Raw genomic sequence first — 24,024 nt, forward strand, 5'->3', positions numbered from 1 at the left:
TCCACCTTGCGGAGTACGCCCCCGGTGCCAGGTTCGGACCTGTGGTTGACTCCAGCACCTATCTCCACTCCCTACGCTGGGTGACGTGCAGCGCCTCTACGACTTCCTCCGCAGACACCCGACGGGCGTCGACAGCTTCTGGGCTGTCCTCCTCTTCGGGTTCTCGATGCTGAACGTCTCCGAGGACAACGCGCTCGACACCCGCCTGAAGGTCGCCGCCCTCCCCGTGGTGTTCGCCATGAGCACCGCCGTGGCCCTGCGGCGCAAGCGGACCCGGGCGATGTTCTGGCTCACCCTCGCGGCCGGGATCTACCAGCTGGCCCTGGGGATCGTCGCGGGGACGTACGACCTCGCCATGTTCGTGATCCTCTTCACCGTCGCCGCGAGCGAGGTCCCGCGCTGGGTCTCGCGCACCGCGCTGGGCTGGGGGGTGGCCGCGGCCCCGCTCTACTTCCTGCGCCACGGCGTGGACAAGGGCACCAGCGACGTCGACAACGTCCTCTTCGCCGTTTTCATGATCATCCCGTTCGTCCTGGCCTGGGTCATGGGCGACTCCCTGCGCACCCGCCGGGCCTATTACGCCCAGCTCATCGAGCGCAACCAGCGCCTGGAGAACCAGCGCGAGGCCCAGGCCAAGGTGGCCGTCGCCGCCGAGCGCGCCCGGATCGCCCGCGAGCTGCACGACGTCGTCGCGCACAACGTCTCGGTGATGGTGGTCCAGGCCGACGGGGCCGCGTACGTCATGGACGTGGCCCCCGAGCAGGCCAAGGAAGCCCTCCAGACCATCTCCGGCACGGGCCGCCAGGCCCTCGCCGAGATGCGCCGGCTGCTCGGGGTGCTGCGCACCGGCGAACCGCAGGAGTCCGAGGACTACGTGCCGCAGCCGGACGTCGAACAGATCGAGGTCCTGGTCGAGCAGGTGCGGGCGGCCGGCCTCGAAGTGGACTTCGAGGTCGAGGGCGCACCGCGGCAACTGCCCAGCGGCGTCGAACTGACGGCGTACCGGATCGTGCAGGAAGCGCTCACCAATACGCGCAAGCACGGCGGCCCCGATGCGAAGGCCGCCGTCCGGCTGATCTACTTCGACGACGGTCTCGGCCTGCTCATCGAGGACGACGGGCGGGGCGCGGCCCACGAGCTGTACGAGGACGGCGGCGCCGACGGCGCCGGACACGGCCTGATCGGCATGCGGGAGCGGATCGGCATGGTCGGCGGAACCCTGGACACGGGGCCGCGGCCGGGCGGCGGCTTCCGGATCAGCGCACTGCTCCCCCTGAAGAAGAAATGACGAGGACGAGGTAACTGATGTCCATCCGAGTGATGCTCGTCGACGACCAGGTGCTGCTGCGCACCGGCTTCCGCATGGTGCTCGCCGCCCAGCCGGACATGGACGTCGTGGCCGAGGCGGGAGACGGCCTGGAGGCGCTGGAGGTGCTGCGGGCCACCAAGGTGGACGTGGTGCTGATGGACGTCCGCATGCCGAGGCTCGACGGGGTCGAGGCGACCCGGCGGATCTGCGAGCCCGAGGTACACCCCAAGGTGATCATCCTGACCACCTTCGACCTGGACGAGTACGCCTTCTCGGGCCTGAAGGCGGGCGCGAGCGGGTTCATGCTGAAGGACGTGCCGCCGGGCGAACTGCTCGCGGCGATCCGCTCCGTGCACAGCGGGGACGCGGTCGTCGCCCCCTCCACGACGCGGCGGCTGCTGGACCGCTTCGCCCCGATGCTGCCGTCGAGCACGCAGGAGCCGCAGAACAAGGAGATCGAGCGGCTCACCGACCGCGAGCGCGAGGTCATGCTGCTGGTCGCCCAGGGCCTGTCGAACGGCGAGATCGCGGCCCGACTGGTCCTGTCGGAGGCCACCGTGAAGACCCACGTGGGCCGCATCCTGACGAAGCTGGGCCTGCGCGACCGCGTCCAGGTGGTCGTCCTCGCCTACGAGACGGGCCTGGTCCGCGCGGGCGGCGGCTCCGCGTAACACCGCGGGCCGGGGCCGGGTCCGGGTCGTACGGGCCCGGCCCCGGCCCGGCGTCAGGCCGTGGGGTCCGGGTGGGTCATCCAGCGGTCCGGGCGGGCCGTGGCCCGGGAGGTGCGGGAGCGGGACGCCTGTTCGGCCAGGAGCGTCGCGGCCTCGGCCGCTGCGCGCAGCCGGGCCGTGACCGTGCCGTTCGCGCCGGTGTCGACCTGGACGTCGGCCAGGCCCCGGGCCCGTTCCCAGGGGCCCTGGGTGAGGCGGACGCTCTGCACCTTGGCGTGCGGGACGATCTCCGTACGGCGGCACAGGCGCCCGCGGCGGGCCGCGAAGACCTCCGGGGAGACGGCCAGCCCGTAGCCCTTCCACCACACCGGGACCACCCAGCGCGACCCGGCCCGCGGGGACGGATCGAAGACCAGGCCGGCCAGGTCCACGCCCGGCAGGACCCGGGCGACGACCGCGTACGCGTCCGCCCGCGCGGCCACCGGGACCAGCACCTCGTTCTTCGAACCCGCCACCGCCAGCTCCACCCGGACCCAGCCGCGCCGCCGCCACAGCAGCGGCTCCACGATCCGCACGGTCTGCACCCGGCCCGGCGGCACGGTCTCGTGGGCCCGGTCCAGCAGTCCGTGGTCCAGCCGCAGCCCGTCGGGGGACTCCGCGACCGTCCAGTCGTACTCGGCCAGGAACCGTCCCGCGCTGCCCGCCCACACCGCGCCGAGCAGCGGGAGCAGGGTGACGACGGCCGCCCAGGGGCTCCAGTCGAGCCACCACACGACGAACGGCGCCGCGATCCCGGCGGCCAGCGCCGCCCAGACCCCCAGGCTCAGCAGCAGCGACACGACGAGGTCGCGCGGCCTGACGCGCAGCAGCTCCCGTTCCGGTGCCTCACCGAGCTGCACGGCCTCGGCGGGGGCGAAGCCCGCGGCCCGGGCGAGGAGTTCGGCGCGCAGCGCCACGGCCTCCTTCTCGGAGAGGAAGGCCAGCTCGTCCCGGTCCTCGGTGCCTATGACGTCGAGGCGCAGCTGGGCCACCCCCACGACGCGGGCCAGCAGCGGCCGGGTGACGTCCACGGCCTGGATCCGGTCCAGGCGGATGTGCGCGGTGCGCCGGAAGAAGAGCCCGGTGCGGATGCGCAGCTCGGTGTCGGTGACGGCGTAGTAGGTGAACCACCAGCTGAGGAAGCCGTACAGGCCGAAGACGAGGACCAGGGCGGCGAGCGCCGCCACCCGCAGCAGGGCGGACAGGTCCGCGAGCCACTCCCCGGCCCGGTCGCCCTGCTGGACGATCACACCGGTCGTGGCGGCGATCGGGACCCAGGCTCGGCGCAGCGGGGTGAAGGGGTGCAGGCGCCGGCCCTCGGCCGGCTGCGGCGCGGGGACCGGTGTCTGCCCGTCCACCGGTGCGGGGGTCACAGGCCCGCCGACCTTGCCTCGCCGAGCTCGGTCAGCCGGTCGCGCAGGCGTTCCGCCTCGGCCGGGACCAGCCCCGGGATCTTGGCGTCGGTGGCGGCGGCGGCCGTGTGCAGTTGCAGGGAGGCCAGGCCGAAGCGGCGCTCCAGGGGGCCCGAGGCCACCTCGACCAGCTGCATCCGCCCGTACGGGACCACGGTCTCCTCCCGCCACAGCACGCCCCTGCTGATCAGCAGGTCGTCCGCGCGTTCGGCGTAGCGCCAGGACCGCCAGTTGCGGCCGAGCAGCACCCAGCCCCAGACCAGGACCGCGAGCCACACCGCCCCGCAGGCCGCCCAGACGGGGCCTGCCGTCAGCCCCAGCACCACGGCGGTGACCACGGTGAACAAGGTCATCCAGATCACCAGCAGCAGCCGCCGCAGGGTGAGCAGCCCGCCCGGCAGCCCCACCCACTCGGGACTGCCCGTCTCACTCGTCGTCCCCGTTTCCATGCCCCAAGCGTATGGCTGAGACAATGCCGCCATGACGGAGACCACGGTCGGCATCGGCGGAGCGGCGGAGAGCACCGACATGGTGCTCAACATCGGCCCCCAGCACCCTTCCACGCACGGCGTGCTGCGCCTGCGCCTCGTCCTGGACGGGGAGCGCATCCTCAGTGCGGATCCGGTGGTCGGCTACATGCACCGCGGCGCCGAGAAGCTCTTCGAGGCCCGCGACTACCGCCAGATCGTGATGCTCGCGAACCGGCACGACTGGCTGTCCGCGTTCTCCAACGAGCTCGGCGTGGTCATGGCCGTCGAGCGGATGCTCGGCATGGAGGTCCCCGAGCGGGCCGTGTGGATGCGGACGCTGCTGGCCGAGCTGAACCGGGTCCTGAACCACCTGATGTTCCTCGGGTCGTACCCCCTAGAACTGGGCGGGATCACCCCGATCTTCCACGCGTTCCGCGAACGCGAGGAGCTCCAGGCCGTCATGGAGGAGATCTCCGGCGGCCGGATGCACTACATGTTCAACCGCGTCGGCGGCCTCAAGGAGGACCTGCCGGCCGGCTGGCTCGGCCGGGCCCGCACGGCGATCGCCGACGTCCGCACCCGTATGGACGTCTACGACAAGCTGGTCCGCGGGAACGAGATCTTCCGCGCCCGCACCCGCGGCGTCGGCGTGCTCTCCGCCGAGGCGGTGCACGCGTACGGGGTCTCCGGTCCGATCGCCCGTGCCTCCGGCGTCGACTTCGACCTGCGCCGCGACGAGCCCTACCTGGCCTACGGCGAGCTCCAGGACGTCCTGAAGGTGGTCACCCGCACCGAGGGCGACTGCCTGGCCCGCTTCGAGGTCCTGCTGGACCAGACGCACAACGCCCTCGACCTCGCAGTGGCCTGCCTGGACCGGATGGCCGAACTCCCGCCCGGGCCCGTCAACCAGCGGCTGCCCAAGGTGCTGAAGGCGCCCGAGGGGCACACGTACGCCTGGACCGAGAACCCCCTCGGCATCAACGGCTACTACCTGGTCTCCAAGGGCGAGAAGACCCCGTACCGGCTCAAGCTGCGCAGCGCCTCGTACAACAACATCCAGGCGCTGGCGGTGCTGCTCCCGGGGCAGCTGGTCGCGGACATGGTGTCGATCCTGGGCTCGCTGTTCTTCGTCGTCGGCGACATCGACAAGTAGCCGCGGGCCCGGGCGGGTTGCGCACTCCCGGGCCGGCCGGTGCCGGTGCGGCAGGGCAGACTGGGTGCATGTCCCACTCCCCCCGCCGGGCCTGCCCCGCCTGCGGCCGCGACTGCGCCGTCACCGCCGGCCGGATCGCCCGCCACGACCCTCCTGCCGGACGGGGCCGCGGCGACCTGGTGTCCTGCCCCGGCTCCCGGGCCCGGGTGATGCTCGGCGCCTCGGCCCCGACGCTGGACGGGTTCGTGCTGTCCGAACATCCGGGGCAGCTGCCGCTGTTCTGAGGCGGCCCGCACCCGGAACGCTGTCCACAGGCTGTGGACAGCCCGTCGGGTTCTCAGCCGGATGCCGGACGGCGGCACGTCGGCCCCGCCCGTGAGGTACGCGGCCCCGCGAACGCCGCAGGCCCCGTCCGGGAGCGGACGGGGCCTGCGGCGGGATGCTGTCGGGCTAGGAGATCGCGGTGCGCAGGCGCGCCACGTCGATCGGCTCGGTCTCGTCGTGGGCCGTCAGGTCGATGACCTGGCCCACCGCACGCGTCTGGGCGGTGGCGGCCTTGACCGCGCCCTTGCCCGAGGCCGGCTCGGCGGCGCTCTGCGCCGACTCCGCCTGGTGGACCGCGAGGGCCTCGGCGCCGACCACGTCGGCCAGGTCCTCGTTCTGGACCGCCTCGATCACCGCCCGGGCCTGCGCCGCGTTCTTGGTGCCGAAGAAGTCGAAGCCGCCCTCGACGCGGGAGGTGCTCCGGCGCTGCGCCGCGTACGGGGCCACCGCGGCCGCCGGGCGGCGCGCGGGCACCGCAGCAGGTGCGGCCGGGGCGGCCTTCGCGGCGGCCGGGACCGGAACCGGAGCCTGGGCGGGCACCGGGGCTGGGGCCGGGGCCGCCGGCGCAGCAGGGGCGGGGGGAGCGGCGGGCAGTTCGCGGGACCGGCGCTTGGCGGCCAGCGCGCCCAGGGCCGCGTGGGCCCGGGCGTAACCGACCGAGGTGGGCGCGCCCGCCGAGGTGCGTTCCTCGGAGACCGCCGGAAGCTCCCTGGGCGCGGCGGCCGGGGCGGCCGCGGCCTCGATGGCCAGCAGACGGCGGCCCTCCAGCGCGCTGGCGCGCTCGGTCTCGGCCGTCGCGTACCGGCGCAGCAGCGCCGCGTGCTCACCGCGCAGGCCCGCGAGTTCGACCCGCTTGGCGCGCAGCTTGGCGTCGAGCCTGCCGCGCAGGACGCGGGCCTCCTCCAGATCGGATTCGAGCTCGGCTATCCGCTCTTCGGTCTTCCACTCGTCCTTGACCCGCTCGCGCGCGAGCTCCGCGACCCGGCGGCCCGCCGAGCGGTCCCAGGCGCGCATCACCACGGCTCCGGCGACGCCGGCGGCCGCGGCGAGGGCCACGAGCAGCCGTAGCGCGGTGCCGTCGTCGGGTCCCGCGAGCAGCCAGGCCGCTCCGGCGCTCGCGACGGACACACCGGCGACGGTCGTCGGCGTGAGCAGCCGGTGCAGGGGTTCTGGATTGCGGTGGCGTCCACGGGGCATGGCCCGAAATTTACAGGGCGTAGGGGTCGTGCGGGATACCCGCCCGCCAATCTCTTGCCGGGCAGTTACCCCACATTTCTCCATCAACCGTGTAACTGCTACTTCTTCAGCAGGCCCTTGGACTCCAGATAGGCCTTCGCGACGTCGGCCGGCTTGGCCCGCTCGGAGTCCACCTTGCGGTTCAGGTCGACGAGGTCGGCCGTGGTGAGGACCTTGGTCAGCTTGTCGAGCGCGGCCGCGACCTCGGGCGCGCCCGCGTCCTTGGCGTTGACCACGGGCAGCACGTTGTCGGCGTTCTGGAGCTTCTGGTCGTCGTCGAGGAGGACCAGGCCGAAGCTGTCGAGGGTGGCGTCCGTGGTCGTGGTCAGCGCCAGCTGGTCGGTGCCGTCCTTGACCGCCTGCTTGGACTGCGGGGTGCCGACCCCCTTCGGGTCGATACCGGAAACATCGATTCCGTAGGTCTTCTTCAACCCCGGTGCGCAGAAGGGCCGTACGGCGCATTCGTCGCCCGCCGCGATCTTCACCTTCAGTCCGGACTTTCCAAGATCGGAAAGGGTCTTCAGATTGTTCTTCGCGGCGAATTCCTTGGATACGGCGAAGGCGTTCTGGTCGACCGCCGCACCGGCGGGCAGCGCCTTGAGACCGAGCGGGCCGGCCAGCTTCTCCAGCGCCGCGACGGTCGCCGCGACGTCGCTCGACGCGACGGGCTTCTCCTCGGGCGCCTTCGGGCCGTTCACCTTGGCGTTGAGGAACTCGGCGAGCGTGGCCGCGTACTCGGGGACGACGTCGATCTCGCCCTTCTCCAGGGAGGGCTCGTACAGCTCGCGGTTGCTGACCGTCTTGATGGAGGTGGTGTACCCGGCGTCCTTGAGGAGCTGGGAGTACAGCTCCGCCAGCACGTTGGACTCGGTGAACCCCGCCGCACCGATCACCAGGCTGCCCTTGCCGCCCTCCGCGGACGGGGAGGAGCCGGCCGCGGAGCCGCCGTCCTTGCTCTTCTCCAGGCTGTCGCCGCCGCACGCGGTGAGCGAGACGGTCAGGGCCACCGCACCCAGTGCCGCGCCGAGGACGCGCGTGGACTTGCTCATGATCTCTCCTCCAGGGAGTGGGAAGGGCGGGAAGGACGGGAGGGGGTCAGGAGGCCGCCCGGCGCGCGGCCGGGCGCGGCAGCAGCCGCTCCGCCGCCACCAGGGCGCCCTCCACCAGCAGGGCCAGCGCCGCGACCAGCAGGGCGCCCGCGACGACCTGCGCGGTGTTGTACGTGTTGAAGCCGGCGGTGATGATCCGCCCGAGGCCGCCCTGGCCGACCATGGCCGCGATCGTGGCCGTGGCGACGACCTGCACGGCGCCCGACCGCAGCCCGGTCATGACCAGGTCCCGCGCGAGGGGGAGTTCGACCCGCCAGAAGAGCTGGCCGCCGGACATGCCCATGCCCCGGGCGGCCTCCACGACGGACCGGTCGACCTCGCGCATGCCGACGTAGGCATTGGTGAGCAGCGGCGGGACGGCGAACAGCACGAGGGCGGCGATGGTGGGCAGGTACCCCGCGTTGCGCAGCGGGGAGACCATGAACAGGGCGAGGACCGCGAAGACGGGCACGGCCCGGCCGATGTTGGAGACGTTCACCGCGAGGGCGCCGCCCTTGCCGAGGTGACCGAGGTACAGGCCGACGGGCAGCGCCACGGCGCAGGCAATCGCGAGGGCGACCCCGCTCACGTAGACGTGTTCGCCGAGCCGGTGCCAGACCCCGCTCTCGCCCGACCAGTTGGCGCCGTCCGCCAGCCAGTCCCAGGCCCCTTCCAGCACTCCCATGACCTCAGGCCCCCTTGCCCGGCCGGGCGGCGCGCGTCCACGGCGTCAGCAGCCGCTGCGCTGCGATCAGCAGCAGGTCCGCCACGAGCGCGAGCAGGACGCACAGCACGGACGCGGTGAGCACCTGGGCCTTGAAGGAACTGCCCACGGCCGGGGCGATCAGGTTGCCGAGTCCGCCCTTGCCGACGATGGAGCCGACCGTGGTCAGGGCGACCGTCGAGACGGTGGCGATCCGCACCCCGGCGAGCAGGGCGGGCAGCGCCAGGGGCAGTTCGACCTGCCACAGCATCCGCCCGGGGCCGTAGCCCATGCCGCGCGCGGCTTCCTTCACGTCCTCGGGGACGGCCTCCAGGCCGGCGAGCACGTTGCGCACCAGGATGGTCAGCGAGTACAGCACCAGCCCGGTCACCACCAGGGCCGCCGACAGCCCGAACAGCGGCAGCAGGAGGGAGAACATGGCCAGGGAGGGGATCGTGTAGAGCAAGGTGGTCAGCCCGAGGACGGGTGCCGCCCAGCGGCGGCCGCGGCGGGCGAGCAGGGCCAGCGGGACGGCGACGGCGAGGCCGATGACCACCGAGACGCCCGTGATCCATATGTGCTCGACGGTGGCGTCGGTGAGTTCCTGGGAGCGGGAGGTGACGTAGTCCCAGCAGATCCAGTCGTTCGCCACCAGGCAGTTCTGCCCGGCCATGTCCTCACCCCCCGTCATCGAACCCGTGTTCACGAGCGACCATAACCCCAGGCAGGGACGATGGCCGGATTCCTTCGCAGTCAGGCAACACTCCCCTAACAAAGTCTTCGCCAAAACCTGACGCCCGGTAGGGAAGGATGGATCCGTGATCCGATTCGAGCACGTGACCAAGCGCTACCCCGACGGGACGACGGCCGTCGAGGACCTGTCCTTCGAGGTGGCCGAGGGCGAACTGGTCACGCTCGTCGGCCCGTCCGGCTGCGGCAAGACGACCACGATGAAGATGGTCAACCGGCTCATCGAGCCGACCTCCGGCCGGATCCTGCTCGGCGGCGAGGACATCTCCGCCGCCGATCCGGTCGAACTGCGGCGCCGCATCGGATACGTGATCCAGCAGGTCGGCCTCTTCCCCCACAAGACGGTGCTGGAGAACACGGCGACCGTGCCGCAGCTGACCGGCACCCCGAAGGCCAAGGCCCGCGCCCGGGCGGCCGAACTCCTCGAACTGGTCGGCCTGGACCCGGCCGTGTACGGGGGCCGCTACCCGGAGCAGCTCTCCGGCGGGCAGCGCCAGCGCGTCGGCGTGGCCCGGGCGCTCGCCGCCGATCCGCCGGTGCTGCTGATGGACGAGCCCTTCGGCGCGGTGGACCCGGTGGTGCGCGAACGCCTGCAGAACGAGTTCCTGACGCTGCAGAAGACCGTGCGCAAGACGATCCTGCTGGTCACCCACGACCTGGAGGAGGCGATCAGGCTCGGCGACCGCATCGCGGTCTACGGAGCGGGCACCATCGAGCAGTTCGCCCGCCCCGCCGCGGTCCTGGGCGCCCCCGCCACCCCGTACGTGGCCTCCTTCGTCGGCGCCGACCGGGGGCTCAAGCGGCTCGCCGTCACCCCCGTGGAGAAGGCCGACCTGGCGGCGCCGCAGGGGAAGGAGACCCCGGACGCCGCGGTGGAACTGGGCGCGAGCCTGCGCGAGGCCCTCGCCGCCCTGCTCCAGGAGGACTCGGGCCGCATCGGGGTCACGGACCCGGGATCGGGCGCACTGGTCGGCGTACTGACCCCGGAGGGCGTGCACCGCGCGCTGCGCCGGGCCCAACTCCAAGAGGTCTGAGGGCCAATACGACGGTGACCGGCCCCCGAGGGGGGCCGGTCACCGGTGGTCCGCAGCCGCCGGACCGCGGCGGGCGGGTGCTCAGGCCTCGATCCGGCCGCTCATCCACTGCAGCATGGGCGGGATCTCGCGGCGCCAGGTGTTGAAGTTGTGGCCGCCGCTGTCGAGGATGATCGACGAGACCCGGTCCGGGCCCTTGACCAGCTTGATGAACTTCTTGGTGTCACCGAGGTTCGTCTCGCCGGTCTCGCTGCTGGTGACCAGGAAGGACGTACCCGTCGGCTTCTTGTTCTCCAGGCTGTGCAGGACGTCCGCACGCTTCTTCAGCTTGTCGTCCCCGTGGAAGAGGTCACCGGTCGTCGGGTCGTCCGGGGCCTCGTAGTACGCCGACAGGCCCGCGGCCGCGCCGAAGGTCTGCGGGTAGTGCGTGGCGATCTTCAGGGCGCAGTAACCGCCGGTCGAATTGCCGATGAAGCCCATGTTCTTGGGTTCCTTGCCGACCCGGAAGGTGTCCTGGATGGCCTGCGGCAGGTCCACACCGAAGAAGGTCTCGGTCTGCGGGCCACCGGGTATGTCCACGCACTCGGTGTCACGCGGGGGCGCGACGGTGGGGCGGAGCATGACCAGGATCATCGGCTTCATCTTGCCGGCCTTGGACAAACTGAAGGCCTTCATGGGGTAGTCGAGCCCTTTGATCAGGTTCTCGGCGGTACCCGGGTAGCCCGTCAGGACGATGGAGGCCGGAAAGTTCTGGTCCTTGTGCTGCGGCTGGAAGTACTCCGGCGGCAGCCACACGTAGCCGGGGCTCGTTATCTTCGACTTCTGCCCGGTTATGGCAATCTTCAGGATCTGACCGCCGACCTGGGGCCTGGCCCCGCCCGGCACGTCCAGCTTCTGCTTGTCGACGACCTTGATGTCCTTGCTGCTCATCGAGTGGTCGACGACCTTGCCGATCGCCGTCTGCTGGCCGAACAGGTCCGCCCAGGTGCTGTAGAACAGGAACGACTTGTTGGCCGCGAGACCCACTGCCGAGAACAGCGCCAGCTGGGTCGCCAGCAGCAGTCCGATCCGTCCGGCGTACGCGCGCCAGGTGCGGCCCGAGAGCTTCGGCCAGAACCACACGGTGGCCGCGAACAGCAGCACACCGGCGAGAATGGCCAGCGCCAGGACCGTATAACTGGTGAGACCCATGAGCAGTCAGTCGACTTTCTGATGGCAGGACTGGATTTTTCCGGCGGAAGAGTGAACCCGCTCCTCGTCGATGTCGTCCTACTGGACGCACCACACTCCGGAGGCGGCCGTCGCGGCCTTCGGCCACTTGATCTCTCGCGGAGCAACGGGAAGCGATGTCTAGCAGGATAGATGGCGATAAGTCGGGACAGGTTCCGAGCGGGGTCCGCCGAATCCTCAGCGGGCCCAAGCCGGAGTCGGTGCCCGGCCTGGTAGGTACGGCCGTCATGATCGTCGGCCTTCTGGACATCGCGGCCGGGGTGTTCCCGCGATTCCGCCACAGCCGGATCCACACGGTCACCGAGGTGCTGCCGGGCTCCCTGGGCCCGTTCGCAGCGGCCTTGTCCATCAGCGCGGGCGTTCTGCTGCTGCTGCTCGCGCACGGCCTCAAGCGACACAAGCGCAGGGCCTGGCGGGCCGCCGTCGTGCTGCTCCCGGCGGGCGCCGTGGCGCAGTTCTCGTACCGGCACTCGATCATCGGCGTGGTCATCGCGGCGGTGCTGCTCGCCCTGCTGCTGCGCCATCAGGGTGAATTCAAGGCGCTGCCCGACCCGCGCAGCCGCTGGAAGGCGCTCGCGAACTTCGTCCTGATGAGCGCCGGCTCCATCGGGCTCGGCCTGGTCATCGTCAACGTCCACCCGAACAAGGTCGTCGGCAACCCGAGCCTGTACGAGCAGATCACGCACGTGATCTACGGCCTCTTCGGCTTCGAGGGCCCCGTCGACTACGCCGGCCGGGTCTCCTGGACCGTCGGGTACTCCCTCGGCGCGCTCGGCATGCTGACCGCGCTCACCACCATCTACCTGGCCTTCCGCCCCGAGCACCCGGCCGCCCGGCTCACCGCGGACGACGAGGGCAAGCTGCGCGAGCTCCTCGCCAAGCACGGCGGCCGCGACTCGCTCGGCCACTTCGCGCTCCGCCGCGACAAGGCCGTCGTCTTCTCCCCCAGCGGCAAGGCCGCCGTCACCTACCGGGTCGTCTCCGGCGTGATGCTGGCGTCCGGCGACCCCATCGGTGACGTCGAGGCCTGGCCCGGCGCGATCGAGCGGTTCATGGAGGAGGCCAAGGCCCACTCCTGGACTCCGGCCGTCATGGGCTGCAGCGAGACCGGCGGCGAGGTGTGGACCCGCGAGACCGGGCTGGACGCCCTGGAACTGGGTGACGAGGCGATTGTCGATGTCAAAGACTTCTCCCTCTCGGGCCGCGCCATGCGCAACGTCCGCCAGATGGTGAAGCGCATCGAGCGCAACGGCTACACCACCAAGGTCCGCCGGGTCAGCGAGCTCACCGAGAAGGAGCTGGACCAGGTCCGCGGCGCAGCCGACGCCTGGCGCGGCACCGACACCGAGCGCGGCTTCTCCATGGCGCTGGGCCGCGTCGGCGACCCGGGCGACGGGGACTGCTTCATCGCCACCGCCCACCGGGTGGAGGAGGGCGACACCAGCCCCTTCGGCGACCTGAAGGCCGTCCTGCACTTCGTCCCGTGGGGCAAGGACGGCATGTCGCTGGAGCTGATGCGCCGCGACCGCGCCGCCGACCCCGGCATGAACGAGCTGCTGATCGTGGCCTCCCTGGAAGCCGCCCCCGCGCTGAAGATCGAGAAGGTCTCCCTGAACTTCGCGATGTTCCGCTCGGCCCTGGCCCGCGGCGAGAAGATCGGCGCCGGCCCGGTGCTGCGGATGTGGCGCGGCCTGCTGGTCTTCCTCTCCCGCTGGTTCCAGATCGAGTCGCTGTACAAGTTCAACGCGAAGTTCCGCCCCCGCTGGGAGCCCCGCTTCGTCGTCTTCCGCACCACCCGCGACCTGCCCCGCATCGGCTTCGCCGCGATGCAGGCCGAGGGCTTCGTGACACTGGCCCTGCCCCGGCTGTTCGCCAGCCGCCGCCGTCCCAAGCCGGTCCGCACCTGCGCGCACCACTCGGTGACGATGGTCCCCAAGCAGGCGGAGCGCGAGGTCCAGGCCGCCTGAGGCCACGTCGTAAGCACTAGGGCCCCGGCAGCCGACAGGCTCCGGGGCCCTGCCGTATCCAGGTCAGCCCTACCCTTGGACCTATGAACACGAAGCGCGGAGCCACCGGCAGGGGCCGGGTCGCAGGTCTGCCGGACTGGGACCGCTGCGGAGTCATGGGCGTCGTCAACGTCACGCCCGACTCCTTCTCCGACGGCGGCCGCTGGTTCGACACCACCGCTGCCGTCAAGCGCGGCCTCGACCTCGTCGTCCAGGGGGCCGACCTCGTCGACGTCGGCGGCGAGTCCACCCGCCCCGGTGCCTCCCGCGTCGACGAGGAGGAGGAGCTGCGCCGCGTCGTCCCCGTGGTGCGCGGCCTGGCCTCCGAGGGCGTCGCCGTGTCCGTCGACACCATGCGCGCGGCCGTCGCCGCCCGGGCCGTCGAGGCCGGTGCGGTCCTGGTCAACGACGTCAGCGGCGGACTCGCCGACCCGCAGATGATCGCGGCCGTCGCCGCCGCCGAGGTCCCCTTCGTGGTCATGCACTGGCGCGGCTTCAGCGCCGGGATGAACAGCCTCGCCGTGTACGAGGACGTGGTCGCCGAGGTCACCGCCGAGCTCCGGACCCGGATCGACGCCGTGGTCGCCGGCGGGATCGCCCCCGAACGGCTCCTCGTCGACCCCGGCCTCGGCTTCGCCAAGAACGCCGACCACGACCTGGCCCTCGTCGCCCACCTGCCCGAACTGCGCGCCCTCGGCTTCCCCCTGCTGGTCGCCGCCTCGCGGAAGCGTTTCCTCGGCCGGGTGCTGGCCGGCGGGGAGGGCGCCGCGCCGCCGCCCGCCCGCGAGCGCGACGCCGCCACCGCGGCCGTCTCGGCGATCGCCGCCCACCAGGGCGCATGGGCCGTACGGGTCCATGAGGTACGGGCGACCGCGGACGCGGTTCGGGTGGCCCGTGCCGTGGAAGGAGCGCTGTGACCACCGACCGAGAAGGAGCCCTGTGAGCAGAACCGACATCGAAGCGGTCGAAGAGGTCAACACGGCCTTCTACGAGGCCATGGAGCAGGGGGACTTCGACGCACTGTCGGCGCTCTGGCTCGACGACGAGATCTCCTGCGTGCACCCCGGCTGGCCGGTGCTCTCGGGCCGCGGCGAGGTGCTGCGCTCGTACGCGCTGATCATGTCCCACACCGACTACATCCAGTTCTTCCTCACCGACACCAAGGTGGCCGTCATAGGTGACACCGCCTTGGTGACGTGCACGGAGAACATCCTCAGCGGCGGACCCGCCGAGGACGGCGGGGAACTCGGCCCGCTGGTCGGTCAGCTGGTCGTCGCCACGAATGTGTTCCGACGCACATCCGAGGGGTGGCTCCTCTGGTCCCACCACGGTTCTCCCGTCCTCACGGAGTCCGACGAGGACGACGAGGACGACGCCTCCTGACCCCTCCGGCGGGGGCCGAGGTATTTCGCAGGTAAATTCGAAGACGGACGACGCCGACCGCACTCGGCGTAGGCCCATGGGCCCGGGGAGTCCCCGGACCGGAAGACTTACGAAAGCAGGAGTGATTCGCGTGGATCGTGTCGCGCTGCGCGGCCTCAAGGCTCGCGGGCACCACGGCGTCTTCCCCCGGGAACGCGAGGAAGGCCAGACCTTCATCGTCGACCTCGTGCTGCACCTCGACACCCGCCCCGCGGCGGCCGGAGACGACCTGGCGAAGACCGTGCACTACGGGGTCGTCGCCGAGGAGGTCGTCGACGTGGTCCAGGGAGAGCCCGTCGACCTGATCGAGACCCTCGCCGAGCGGATCGCCCAGCAGTGCCTCAAGCACGAAGCGGTGGCACAGGTGGAAGTCGTCGTCCACAAGCCGGACGCGCCCATCACCGTCCCCTTCGACGACGTGACCATCACGATCACCCGGAGCCGCGCATGAACAACGGACTGAACGCCCAGAGCGACCCCACCGTGCAGCCGGTACCCGCCTCCGTCGTCGAGGCGGTCGACGCGGCGGACGTGACGCTGTCCAACCCGAAATGGGCCGTGATCGCGCTCGGCGCGAACCTCGGCAACCGGCTGGAGACCCTCCAGGGCGCCATCGACGCCCTCGGCGACACCCCGGGCCTGCGGGTCAAGGCCGTCTCCCCGGTCTACGAGACCGAACCGTGGGGCGTGGAGCCCGGATCGCAGCCCGCGTACTTCAACGCGGTCATCTCGGTGAAGACCACCCTGCCGCCGTCCTCCCTGCTGGAGCGCGGGCACGCCATCGAGGAAGCCTTCGACCGCGTCCGCGAGGAGCGCTGGGGCCCGCGCACGATCGACGTCGACATCGTCGCGTACGCCGACGTGGTCTCCGACGACCCCGTCCTCACCCTGCCGCACCCGCGCGCCCACCAGCGGGCCTTCGTCCTGGCCCCGTGGCACGACATCGACCCCGAGGCCCAGCTCCCCGGCCACGGCGCCGTCGCCTCCCTGCTGACCGGAATCGGCATGACCGGCGTGGCGCCCCGCTCGGACCTGGAACTCCGCCTCCCCGAGTAGTCGTTAGTAGCCTGTTCACTGGGAGTCGCTGAGAGTGGGGAACAGGCAAGTGAAGCAACTGAGGCCGGCGGTCCTGGCAGGCATCTTCGCCGTCGCCGGGGTCCTGTCCTGGGCGGGCGCCCGGCTGCTCAACGCGTACGGCGGCCTGCCGGGCGTACCGCTGGCCGCGCCGATCGTCCTCGGCATCATCGCCGTGGTGCTGCTGGCCACCGCCCTGTCGCTGAGGTCCCGCCTCAAGGCCCAGCGCGAGCGGCGCCCGGGCGCCAAGGGCGTGGAGCCGCTGATGGCCGCCCGCGCCGTGGTCTTCGGACAGGCCAGCGCCCTGGTGGCGGCCCTCGTCGCGGGCATGTACGGCGGCGTGGGCGTCTTCCTGCTGACCGAGGCCCTGGAGGTCCCCGCCCGCCGCGACCAGGCCTGGTACGCCGGTTTCTCGGTCCTGGCGGGCGCAGCGGTCATCGCGGCGGCCCTGTTCCTGGAACACGTCCTCAAACTCCCCGAGGACGACGACGACCCCGGCAAGGCCCCCGCCACCGCCTGAACCGGCGTGGGGCGGCCTGGGGCCGCCCCACGGCCCGCTAGCGGGCCATGATGAGGCTCATGGCCTCGTTGCGGGTCGCCGGGTCGCGCAGCTGGCCGCGGACCGCCGAGGTGATGGTCTTCGCTCCGGGCTTGCGGACGCCGCGCATGGTCATGCACATGTGCTCGCACTCGACGACCACGATGACCCCGCGCGGGTCCAGGATCTCCATGACCGACTCGGCGATCTGGGTGGTCAGGCGCTCCTGCACCTGCGGTCGGCGCGCGAACACGTCCACCAGCCGGGCCAGCTTCGACAGCCCCGTGATCTTCCCCTCGACGGACGGGATGTAGCCGACGTGCGCCACGCCGTGGAACGGGACCAGATGATGTTCACATGTACTCATGACCTCGATGTCCTTCACCAGGACCATCTCGTCGTGCCCCAGGTCGAACGTCGTCGTCAGGACGTCTTCCGGGCGCTGCCGCAGACCGGCGAATATCTCCTTGTACGCCCGCGCGACGCGGCCCGGGGTGGCCAGGAGGCCCTCGCGGTCGGGGTCCTCGCCGACCGCGATCAGGAGTTCGCGGACCGCCGCCTCGGCGCGCTTCTCGTCGAACTCGCCGATCGTGCCCTCGCCACCGGTCAGGGTCACTGGGTCGGTCATCTCTTCCTCGTTCCTGTGTGCACTCGCGGGCACGTGAAAGTGCCGCGCCCCCCAGGCTAGAACCTGGGGGGCGCGGCTTCCATTCCGGGTGGATCAGGCCTCGGGGGTGTCCTCCGGGGCCACCTCGATGCCCTTCTCCGTGGAGACCGGCGTGGCAGCGGACGTGCCGTTCGCCGAGTTCGTCAGCTGGAGCTCCTTGGGAGAGAGCACCGGCGGACGGGTGGAGGGGGTGCGGCGGGAGGAGCCGGTCCACGCGGGGCGGGCCGGACGCTTCACGATCGTCGAGAAGACCTCGGCGATCTGCTCCTTGTTCAGCGTCTCCTTCTCCAGCAGCGCGAGGACGAGGTTGTCGAGGACGTCGCGGTTCTCGACCAGGATCTCCCAGGCCTCGTTGTGCGCGGTCTCGATGAGCTTCTTGACCTCTTCGTCGACCAGCGCCGCGACCTCTTCCGAGTAGTCCCGCGGGTGCGCCATCTCGCGCCCCAGGAACGGCTCGGTGTTGTCGCCGCCGAACTTGATCGCACCGAGACGCTCGGTCATGCCGTACTGCGTGACCATGGCCCGCGCCGTGGCGGTGGCCTTCTCGATGTCGTTCGCCGCGCCCGTGGTCGGGTCGTGGAAGACCAGCTCCTCGGCCGCGCGCCCGCCCAGCATGTACGCCAGCTGGTCGAGCATCTCGTTGCGCGTGGTCGAGTACTTGTCCTCGTCGGGCAGGACCATGGTGTAACCCAGGGCCCGGCCACGGGACAGGATCGTGATCTTGTGGACCGGGTCGGAGTTCGGGGAAGCCGCCGCGACCAGGGCGTGACCGCCCTCGTGGTACGCGGTGATCTTCTTTTCCCGGTCCGACATGATCCGGGTCCGCTTCTGCGGACCCGCCACGACGCGGTCGATCGCCTCGTCCAGCGAGTGGTTGTCGATCAGCTTCTTGTCCGAGCGGGCCGTGAGCAGCGCGGCCTCGTTCAGGACGTTGGCGAGATCGGCACCGGTGAAGCCGGGCGTACGCCGGGCAACCGCACCCAGGTCGACGTCCGGGGCGACCGGCTTGCCCTTCTGGTGGACCTTGAGGATCTCCAGACGGCCCTGCATGTCCGGGCGGTCGACCGCGATCTGCCGGTCGAAGCGGCCCGGGCGCAGCAGCGCCGGGTCGAGGATGTCCGGACGGTTCGTGGCGGCGATCAGGATGACCCCGCCCTTCACGTCGAAGCCGTCCATCTCGACCAGCAGCTGGTTGAGGGTCTGCTCGCGCTCGTCGTGACCGCCGCCGAGGCCCGCACCGCGGTGCCGGCCGACGGCGTCGATCTCGTCGACGAAGACGATCGCCGGCGCGTTGGCCTTGGCCTGCTCGAACAGGTCACGGACACGCGAGGCACCGACACCGACGAACATCTCGACGAAGTCGGAACCGGAGATCGAGTAGAACGGGACGCCGGCCTCGCCCGCGACGGCACGCGCCAGCAGGGTCTTGCCGGTGCCGGGCGGGCCGTAGAGCAGCACGCCCTTGGGGATCTTGGCGCCGACGGCCTGGAACTTCGCCGGCTCCTGCAGGAACTCCTTGATCTCGTGGAGTTCCTCGACGGCCTCGTCCGAGCCCGCGACATCGGCGAACGTCGTCTTCGGGGTGTCCTTGGTGATGAGCTTGGCCTTGGACTTCCCGAAGTTCATGACCCGGGAGCCGCCGCCCTGCATCTGGTTCATCAGGAACAGGAAGACAAGGACGATCAGGACGAAGGGCAGGAGCGAGAGCAGCACGCTCAGGAACGGGCTGGTCTTGTCCGGCGCGACCTTGTAGCCGTCAGGGATCTGACCGGCTTCGTACTTGGTCTGGAGGTTCTGGGCGAGCTGGACGCCCTGGTCCCCGATGTAGTTGGCCTGGAACTTGGTGCCGGAGTTGTCGCCGAGCTTCTGGTCCTTCTTCAGCTCGACCTTGATCATCTGGCTGTCGCCTGTGGTGAGCTCTGCGCTCTCCACCTGGCCGCTGTTGATCGCCTTGATGACCTCGCTGGTGTCCACCGTCTTGTAGCCGCCGCCGGAGCCGACGACATTCATCAACACGACCACGGCGAGGACGGCCAGCACGATCCACATGACCGGCCCACGGAAGTATCGCTTCACGTCCATCCATACGGGGCGCCAGGCACCCCGTCCCTCCTGCCCGTAGGTAAATGCTGCTGTGAGTAAAGACTGTTCTTCGGAATGTACCCCTGAATTGTCACCCGCGGCCTCGTGGGACGGCTGACAGACCCGCCTTCCCCTGCTCCAACGGCGGGAATCGTTCCAGGGTTCCCCGACTCAGGCGATGCTTCAGCCGCCGTAGACGTGCGGGGCGAGCGTGCCGACGAACGGCAGGTTGCGGTACTTCTCCGCGTAGTCGAGGCCGTAGCCCACGACGAACTCGTTCGGGATGTCGAAGCCGACCCACTTCACGTCGATCGCGACCTTCGCGGCCTCGGGCTTGCGCAGCAGCGTGACGACCTCCAGGGAGGCCGGCTGGCGGGAGCCGAGGTTCGACAGCAGCCAGGACAGCGTCAGACCCGAGTCGATGATGTCCTCGACGATCAGGACGTGCTTGTCCTTGATGTCGGTGTCCAGGTCCTTGAGGATCCGGACCACGCCCGAGGACTGGGTCCCGGCGCCGTACGAGGACACCGCCATCCAGTCCATGGTGAGCGGGGTGGACAAGGCACGCGCCAGGTCCGCCATCACCATCACGGCGCCCTTGAGCACACCGACGATGAGCAGGTCCTTGCCCGCGTACTCCGCGTCGATCTTCGCCGCCAGCTCGGCCAGCTTCGCGTCGATCTCTTCCTTGGTGATGAGCACCGACTGGAGGTCGCTGCCCATGTCCTTCTCGTCCACCCGCATCACTTTCGTTGTCGGCCGGGGCTCCGGGGTGTGCCCCCGGAGGACTCAGCCGTGTTTCAGCACCAATCAGCCCTGCCGGATGACAAGTCTGCCACCCTGCCGCTGGGCCTCGACCCGGCCGGGCAGGTTGATGGCGCCCTGGCCGCGCCATCCGGTGATGAGACGGTCGACTTCCTCGATGTGACGGGCGAAGAGGGAACCCGCGGGAGAACCGGCGGCGACGACGGCCCTGCGCAGCACCCGGCGGCGGACGGCCGGGGGCAGGGCGTACAGCTTGGCGCACTCCAGGCGGCCGTCCGCGTCCCGTACGCCGGTCTCGGCCTCGGCCGCCCAGGCGTCCAGGGCGTCGGCGTCGTCGCGGGAGAGCTGGGCGGTCCGGGCCAGTGCCTCGACGACCCCCTTGCCCAGCGCCTTCTCCAGGGCGGGCAGTCCCTCGTGGCGGAGCCGGGAGCGGGTGTAGGCCGGGTCGATGTTGTGCGGGTCGTCCCAGACGGCGAGGGACTGGACCATGCAGGCCTTGCGGGCGGTCTGGCGGTCGACCTGGAGGAAGGGGCGGCGGTAGCGGTGGCGCCTGCCGGAGGCCCCCGGGCCGCCGGACACCTCGGGCATGCCGGAGAGCGAGCGGATGCCGGACCCGCGGGCGAGGCCCAGCAGGACGGTTTCGGCTTGATCGTCCCGGGTGTGGCCGAGCAGCACGGCGGCGGCGCCCAGCCGGTCGGCGGCCTCGTCCAGGGCGCCGTAGCGGGCGTCGCGGGCGGCGGCCTCGGGCCCGCCGTCACGGCCGACGCGCACGGCGACGGACTCCACCGGGTCGAGGCGGAGCGCGGTCATGCGGGAGACGACCTCGGCGGCGCGCAGGTCGGAGCCGTCCTGGAGTCCGTGGTCGACGGTGATGCCGCCGGCCCGGATACCGAGTTTGGGGGCCTCGAAGGCGAGGGCCGAGGCGAGGGCCATGGAGTCGGCCCCGCCGGAGCAGGCGACGAGGACCAGGGGCCGGCTGCCGGACGAGGCCGGTGCCGGGACGGTTCCCCGGGCGCGGGTGGCGCCGGGGATCCCGCCGGACGGGGTCCGGGGGACGTCGGTGAGGTCGGTGAGGACGTCGTGGAGTACGCGGCGGACCGCCAGGCGTATCGCCGCGACCGCAGGATGGGGACCCATGTCCGGTGCCCTTCGGTGGAGTTCGGATGCCTCGGAGGCTCCCCCGGCCGGCGCCGCCTGGCGCCGCCGGGGTCTGTCGTGTGCTGGGGTGCTGTTCGGTTCTGCTGCCCGGTGTCCCGCGCGGCCCCTGCGGGGAGTCCCCGCGGGACGCGCGTTGTCACTCAGAGTGCGTCGATGGTGACAGAGCCGAGCCGTTCCCCGAGCATCGCACGCCCTTCCACGGCCCACGGTCCCTCGGACGGGTGACGCTGCTTCCCCCAGTGAGACATGTTTACGCCCCCTGAGTCACCTCTCTTCGCTCTCTTCGCTCCCCTTGCGGTGGACGCGGGCGACCCAGTCGGCGGGCTGGGCGATCTCCGCCTTGGTCGGCAGCGTGTTCGGGGAGGTCCACACCCGGTTGAAGCCGTCCATGCCGACCTGGCCGACGACGGCGCGCACGAACCGCTCGCCGTCGCGGTACTGGCGCAGCTTGGCGTCCAGGCCCAGCAGCTTGCGCAGGGCGGCGTCCAGGCGGCCCGCCCCACTGGCCCTGCGCTGCTGGAACTTCTCCCGGATCTCGGCGACCGAGGGCACGACCTGGGGCCCGACGCCGTCCATGACGAAGTCGGCGTGTCCCTCCAGGAGGGACATGACGGCGGTGAGGCGGCCCAGCACCTCACGCTGCTCGGGAGTCTGCACGAGCTCGACGAACGAGCGGCCCTCGTCGCCCCGCTCGGCGTCGGGACGGGCTCCGGCGAAGGACTGGGCGGCCTCCCGGATCCGCTCCAGGACGGTCATCGGGTCCACTTCGGTGGCCCCGAGGAACGTCTGGATTTCGCCCTCCAGATGGTCGCGGAGCCACGGGACGGCCGTGAACTGGGTACGGTGCGTCTCCTCGTGCAGGCAGACCCACAGCCGGAAGTCGTGCGGGTTCACCTCCAGCTCCCGCTCGACGTGCACGATGTTGGGGGCGACGAGCAGCAGCCTGCCGCCGCCCGCGGAGCCCGGCAGGTCGCGGGAGACCGGCGCGAACGTCTCGTACTGTCCGAGCACCCGGGAGGCGAGGAAGCTCAGCAGCATCCCCAGCTCGACCCCGGTGACCTTGCCGCCGACCGCGCCCAGCACCGCTCCGCCGGGGGCGCCCGCGCGGCGGTCCTGCATCTTGCCGAGGAGCGGCTGGAGCAGCTCCCGGAAGCCGGCCACGTTCGCCTTGACCCAGCCGGCCCTGTCGACGACGAGGACGGGCGTGTCGTGGACGGCCGCACCCTCCTCGATCATCCGGGTGAACTCCCGCACGTGCCGTTCCGAGGTCCTGGCATGCTCGCGCAGCTCCGCCACCACGGCCCGCGCCTCGTCCCGGCTGACCTCCGGGCCGGGCCGCACGAGCCGGGTCGCGGTCGCCACCGCGAGGTTCCAGTCGACCATCTCCGCACCACTGATGCTCGTCATGCGTCAACCGTACGTGGACCGGCCCTTCCGCGGACCCCCTACGGAGCGGTCGCCACCGCCGCGGCCAGCTTGTCGAGGCCCTTCTCGGCGACCGGGCCGTCGGCGCTGTTGGCCGTGAGGAAGGCGAAGGCCAGGAGCCTGCCGGAGGGGTCGACGACGGTGCCCGCGAGGGAGTTCACGCCGCTGAGCGTGCCCGTCTTGGCCCGGAGCAGGCCGGCGGCCGGGGAACTGCCGGAGTTGCGGGCCCGCAGGGTGCCGGTGAATCCGGCGACGGGCAGCCCGGTGAGGACCGGCCGCAGCTCCGGGCGCTGCGGGTCGGCGGCCTTGGCCAGTACGGCGGTCAGCAGGCCCGCGCTGACCTTGTCGGCCCGGCCCAGGCCGCTGCCGTCCGCGAAGCGGGAGCCGTTCACGTCGATGCCGAGGGCGGTGAGCCGGTCGGTGACGGCCTTCTCGGCGCCTTCGAAGCTGCCGGGCTGCCCGGAGGCGAGGGCGGTCTGCCGGGCCAGGGCCTCGGCGATGTCGTTGTCGCTGTTGGTCAGCATCCGCTCGACGAGCCCGGCCATGGGGGTCGACAGGGTCGTGGCCAGCGGCTGGGCCCCTACGGCGGCCTTGGCCCGGGCGGGTTCGCCGGTGACCTCGATGCCCCGGTCGGCCAGCAGGGCGGCGAAGGCGCGGGCGGCGTCCTTGGAGGGGTCCTCGGCGCGGGCGACGGGCCCGGAGGTGGACTCGTCGGGGCGGCCCTCGTCGGCCGTCAGGGCCGTCACGAGCGCGATGTTGGGGTTGACGCCGATCGGGTGGCGGGCGGTGCCGGTGAAGAGACTGTCGTCGTACCCGAGGGTCACGCTGGCGGTGCCCGCGGCCTTGAGCGCCTGGGCGGTGTCGGCGGCGAGGGCCACGAGGCTGCCGCCGGATCCGGCGGGGCTCTTCTTCTTGGCGGTCAGGGAGGGGTCGCCGCCGCCGACGAGCAGGATCTGGCCGGGGGCCGCGCCGGGGACCACGGTGGTGCGGATGCGGTGTTCGGGCCCGAGGGCGGCCAGCGCGGCCGTGGCGGTGACGATCTTGATCGTGGAGGCGGGGGTCATCGCGTCCCGCGCCCCGGACTCGTACAGCACCTGCCCGGTGGCGGTGTCGACCACGGAGGCGGTACGGACCGAGCCGAGCGCCGGGTCGGCGAGCAGCGGCTTGAGGGCGGCGGCCAGCCCGCCGCCGTCCGCGGCGCCGACGGCGGTCTCCTGGCGCAGGGCGCCGGGTCCGACGGCTCCGAGCACGCCGGGGGCGCTGGGAGCGGCGTCGGGCAGGGGCCCGTCGGCGTGATCTGCGACACCCGTACGGCCCCAGGAGGCGGCCCTGTCCCGCTCGGCCTTACGCTGGCCGGAGTCCCACGGACCGGCGGCGGCCACCGTCGCCACCGACAGGGCGAGGCCGGCCACGGCCGACCCCGCGATGAGCTGCCACGTTTTGATCGATGGCACCTCGGACCAGCCCC

General features: G+C 71.5%; 24 protein-coding genes. 11 read left to right on the top strand and 13 right to left on the bottom strand.

What is annotated here, in order from left to right:
- Positions 1–85: 85 nt before the first annotated feature.
- Entirely contained in the window at positions 86–1,288 is a 1,203-nt protein-coding gene (locus IO30_RS0101410) for a sensor histidine kinase (RefSeq protein ID WP_031138370.1), read from the top strand.
- A gap of 17 nt (positions 1,289–1,305) precedes the next feature.
- Entirely contained in the window at positions 1,306–1,980 is a 675-nt protein-coding gene (locus IO30_RS0101415; RefSeq protein WP_031138372.1) for a response regulator, read from the top strand.
- 53 nt (positions 1,981–2,033) lie between these two features.
- Here the strand turns inward: IO30_RS0101415 and IO30_RS0101420 are convergent, their stop codons facing one another.
- Positions 2,034–3,392 (bottom strand): PH domain-containing protein, encoded by a 1,359-nt coding sequence (locus IO30_RS0101420; protein ID WP_051858911.1) that lies wholly within the window; start codon positions 3,390–3,392, stop codon positions 2,034–2,036.
- Positions 3,389–3,880, bottom strand: a complete 492-nt coding sequence (locus tag IO30_RS0101425; protein ID WP_031138376.1) for a PH domain-containing protein — start codon at positions 3,878–3,880, stop codon at positions 3,389–3,391. Before IO30_RS0101425 ends, IO30_RS0101420 begins: the two co-directional genes overlap by 4 nt.
- A 31-nt stretch (positions 3,881–3,911) precedes the next feature.
- Between IO30_RS0101425 and IO30_RS0101430 the strand changes: the two genes are divergently transcribed.
- A complete protein-coding gene (locus IO30_RS0101430; protein ID WP_031138378.1) occupies positions 3,912–5,054 on the top strand; it encodes an NADH-quinone oxidoreductase subunit D in 1,143 nt (380 codons plus the stop codon).
- 68 nt (positions 5,055–5,122) lie between these two features.
- Positions 5,123–5,338, top strand: a complete 216-nt coding sequence (locus tag IO30_RS0101435; RefSeq protein WP_031138380.1) for a hypothetical protein — start codon at positions 5,123–5,125, stop codon at positions 5,336–5,338.
- 166 nt (positions 5,339–5,504) lie between these two features.
- On the opposite strand, the gene IO30_RS0101440 is transcribed toward IO30_RS0101435, so the two are convergent.
- The 4 genes from IO30_RS0101440 to IO30_RS0101455 form a co-directional block, all read right to left on the bottom strand.
- Positions 5,505–6,575, bottom strand: a complete 1,071-nt coding sequence (locus IO30_RS0101440) for a hypothetical protein (protein ID WP_031138382.1) — start codon at positions 6,573–6,575, stop codon at positions 5,505–5,507.
- Between the two features lie 98 nt (positions 6,576–6,673).
- A complete protein-coding gene (locus tag IO30_RS0101445; RefSeq protein WP_031138384.1) occupies positions 6,674–7,663 on the bottom strand; it encodes an ABC transporter substrate-binding protein in 990 nt (329 codons plus the stop codon).
- Between the two features lie 46 nt (positions 7,664–7,709).
- Positions 7,710–8,387, bottom strand: coding sequence for an ABC transporter permease (locus tag IO30_RS0101450; protein ID WP_031138386.1), 678 nt, complete (start codon positions 8,385–8,387; stop codon positions 7,710–7,712).
- A 4-nt stretch (positions 8,388–8,391) separates the two neighbouring features.
- Positions 8,392–9,078 carry an ABC transporter permease gene (locus tag IO30_RS0101455; RefSeq protein WP_031138387.1) on the bottom strand — a complete coding sequence of 229 codons (687 nt, stop codon included), beginning with the start codon at positions 9,076–9,078 and terminating at the stop codon, positions 8,392–8,394.
- A gap of 145 nt (positions 9,079–9,223) precedes the next feature.
- Between IO30_RS0101455 and IO30_RS0101460 the strand changes: the two genes are divergently transcribed.
- The gene (locus tag IO30_RS0101460) at positions 9,224–10,189 is read left to right on the top strand and encodes an ABC transporter ATP-binding protein (RefSeq protein WP_031138388.1); all 966 of its coding nucleotides are present in this window, start codon (positions 9,224–9,226) and stop codon (positions 10,187–10,189) included.
- 81 nt (positions 10,190–10,270) lie between these two features.
- Here IO30_RS0101460 and IO30_RS0101465 read toward each other — a convergent pair whose 3' ends face one another.
- Positions 10,271–11,380 (bottom strand): alpha/beta hydrolase, encoded by a 1,110-nt coding sequence (locus IO30_RS0101465; RefSeq protein WP_031138390.1) that lies wholly within the window; start codon positions 11,378–11,380, stop codon positions 10,271–10,273.
- 155 nt (positions 11,381–11,535) lie between these two features.
- Here IO30_RS0101465 and IO30_RS0101470 point away from each other — a divergent pair, with 155 nt between their 5' ends.
- The 6 genes from IO30_RS0101470 to IO30_RS0101495 all read left to right on the top strand — a co-directional run bounded on the left by IO30_RS0101470 (position 11,536) and on the right by IO30_RS0101495 (position 16,441).
- Entirely contained in the window at positions 11,536–13,386 is a 1,851-nt protein-coding gene (locus IO30_RS0101470; protein ID WP_031138392.1) for a phosphatidylglycerol lysyltransferase domain-containing protein, read from the top strand.
- Between the two features lie 83 nt (positions 13,387–13,469).
- On the top strand, positions 13,470–14,342 hold the full coding sequence (gene folP / locus IO30_RS0101475; protein ID WP_031138394.1) for a dihydropteroate synthase: 873 nt from the start codon (positions 13,470–13,472) through the stop codon (positions 14,340–14,342).
- Between the two features lie 22 nt (positions 14,343–14,364).
- Entirely contained in the window at positions 14,365–14,808 is a 444-nt protein-coding gene (locus tag IO30_RS0101480; protein WP_031138396.1) for a nuclear transport factor 2 family protein, read from the top strand.
- 130 nt (positions 14,809–14,938) lie between these two features.
- Positions 14,939–15,298 (top strand): dihydroneopterin aldolase, encoded by a 360-nt coding sequence (gene folB, locus IO30_RS0101485; protein WP_030010912.1) that lies wholly within the window; start codon positions 14,939–14,941, stop codon positions 15,296–15,298.
- Positions 15,295–15,903: a 2-amino-4-hydroxy-6-hydroxymethyldihydropteridine diphosphokinase gene (gene folK / locus IO30_RS0101490; RefSeq protein WP_031138399.1), complete on the top strand. Its 609-nt coding sequence runs from the start codon at positions 15,295–15,297 to the stop codon at positions 15,901–15,903. The genes folB and folK overlap by 4 nt, the downstream gene beginning before the upstream one ends.
- Positions 15,904–15,952: 49 nt before the next feature.
- On the top strand, positions 15,953–16,441 hold the full coding sequence (locus IO30_RS0101495; protein WP_031138401.1) for a DUF3180 domain-containing protein: 489 nt from the start codon (positions 15,953–15,955) through the stop codon (positions 16,439–16,441).
- A 37-nt stretch (positions 16,442–16,478) separates the two neighbouring features.
- Here the strand turns inward: IO30_RS0101495 and folE are convergent, their stop codons facing one another.
- The 6 genes from folE to dacB all read right to left on the bottom strand — a co-directional run bounded on the left by folE (position 16,479) and on the right by dacB (position 24,010).
- Positions 16,479–17,087 carry a GTP cyclohydrolase I FolE gene (folE, locus tag IO30_RS0101500; RefSeq protein WP_031138403.1) on the bottom strand — a complete coding sequence of 203 codons (609 nt, stop codon included), beginning with the start codon at positions 17,085–17,087 and terminating at the stop codon, positions 16,479–16,481.
- Between the two features lie 93 nt (positions 17,088–17,180).
- Entirely contained in the window at positions 17,181–19,208 is a 2,028-nt protein-coding gene (gene ftsH / locus IO30_RS0101505) for an ATP-dependent zinc metalloprotease FtsH (protein WP_031138405.1), read from the bottom strand.
- Between the two features lie 183 nt (positions 19,209–19,391).
- Positions 19,392–19,952, bottom strand: a complete 561-nt coding sequence (gene hpt / locus IO30_RS0101510; RefSeq protein ID WP_030228417.1) for a hypoxanthine phosphoribosyltransferase — start codon at positions 19,950–19,952, stop codon at positions 19,392–19,394.
- A gap of 66 nt (positions 19,953–20,018) precedes the next feature.
- Positions 20,019–21,110 carry a tRNA lysidine(34) synthetase TilS gene (gene tilS / locus IO30_RS0101515; protein WP_031138406.1) on the bottom strand — a complete coding sequence of 364 codons (1,092 nt, stop codon included), beginning with the start codon at positions 21,108–21,110 and terminating at the stop codon, positions 20,019–20,021.
- Positions 21,111–21,395: 285 nt separating this feature from the next.
- Positions 21,396–22,538, bottom strand: a complete 1,143-nt coding sequence (locus tag IO30_RS0101520) for a zinc-dependent metalloprotease (RefSeq protein ID WP_031138407.1) — start codon at positions 22,536–22,538, stop codon at positions 21,396–21,398.
- Positions 22,539–22,576: 38 nt separating this feature from the next.
- Positions 22,577–24,010: a D-alanyl-D-alanine carboxypeptidase/D-alanyl-D-alanine endopeptidase gene (gene dacB, locus IO30_RS0101525; RefSeq protein WP_237403442.1), complete on the bottom strand. Its 1,434-nt coding sequence runs from the start codon at positions 24,008–24,010 to the stop codon at positions 22,577–22,579.
- Positions 24,011–24,024: the final 14 nt, after the last annotated feature.

Source organism: Streptomyces xanthophaeus, assembly GCF_000725805.1.
GTDB lineage: Bacteria > Actinomycetota > Actinomycetes > Streptomycetales > Streptomycetaceae > Streptomyces > Streptomyces xanthophaeus.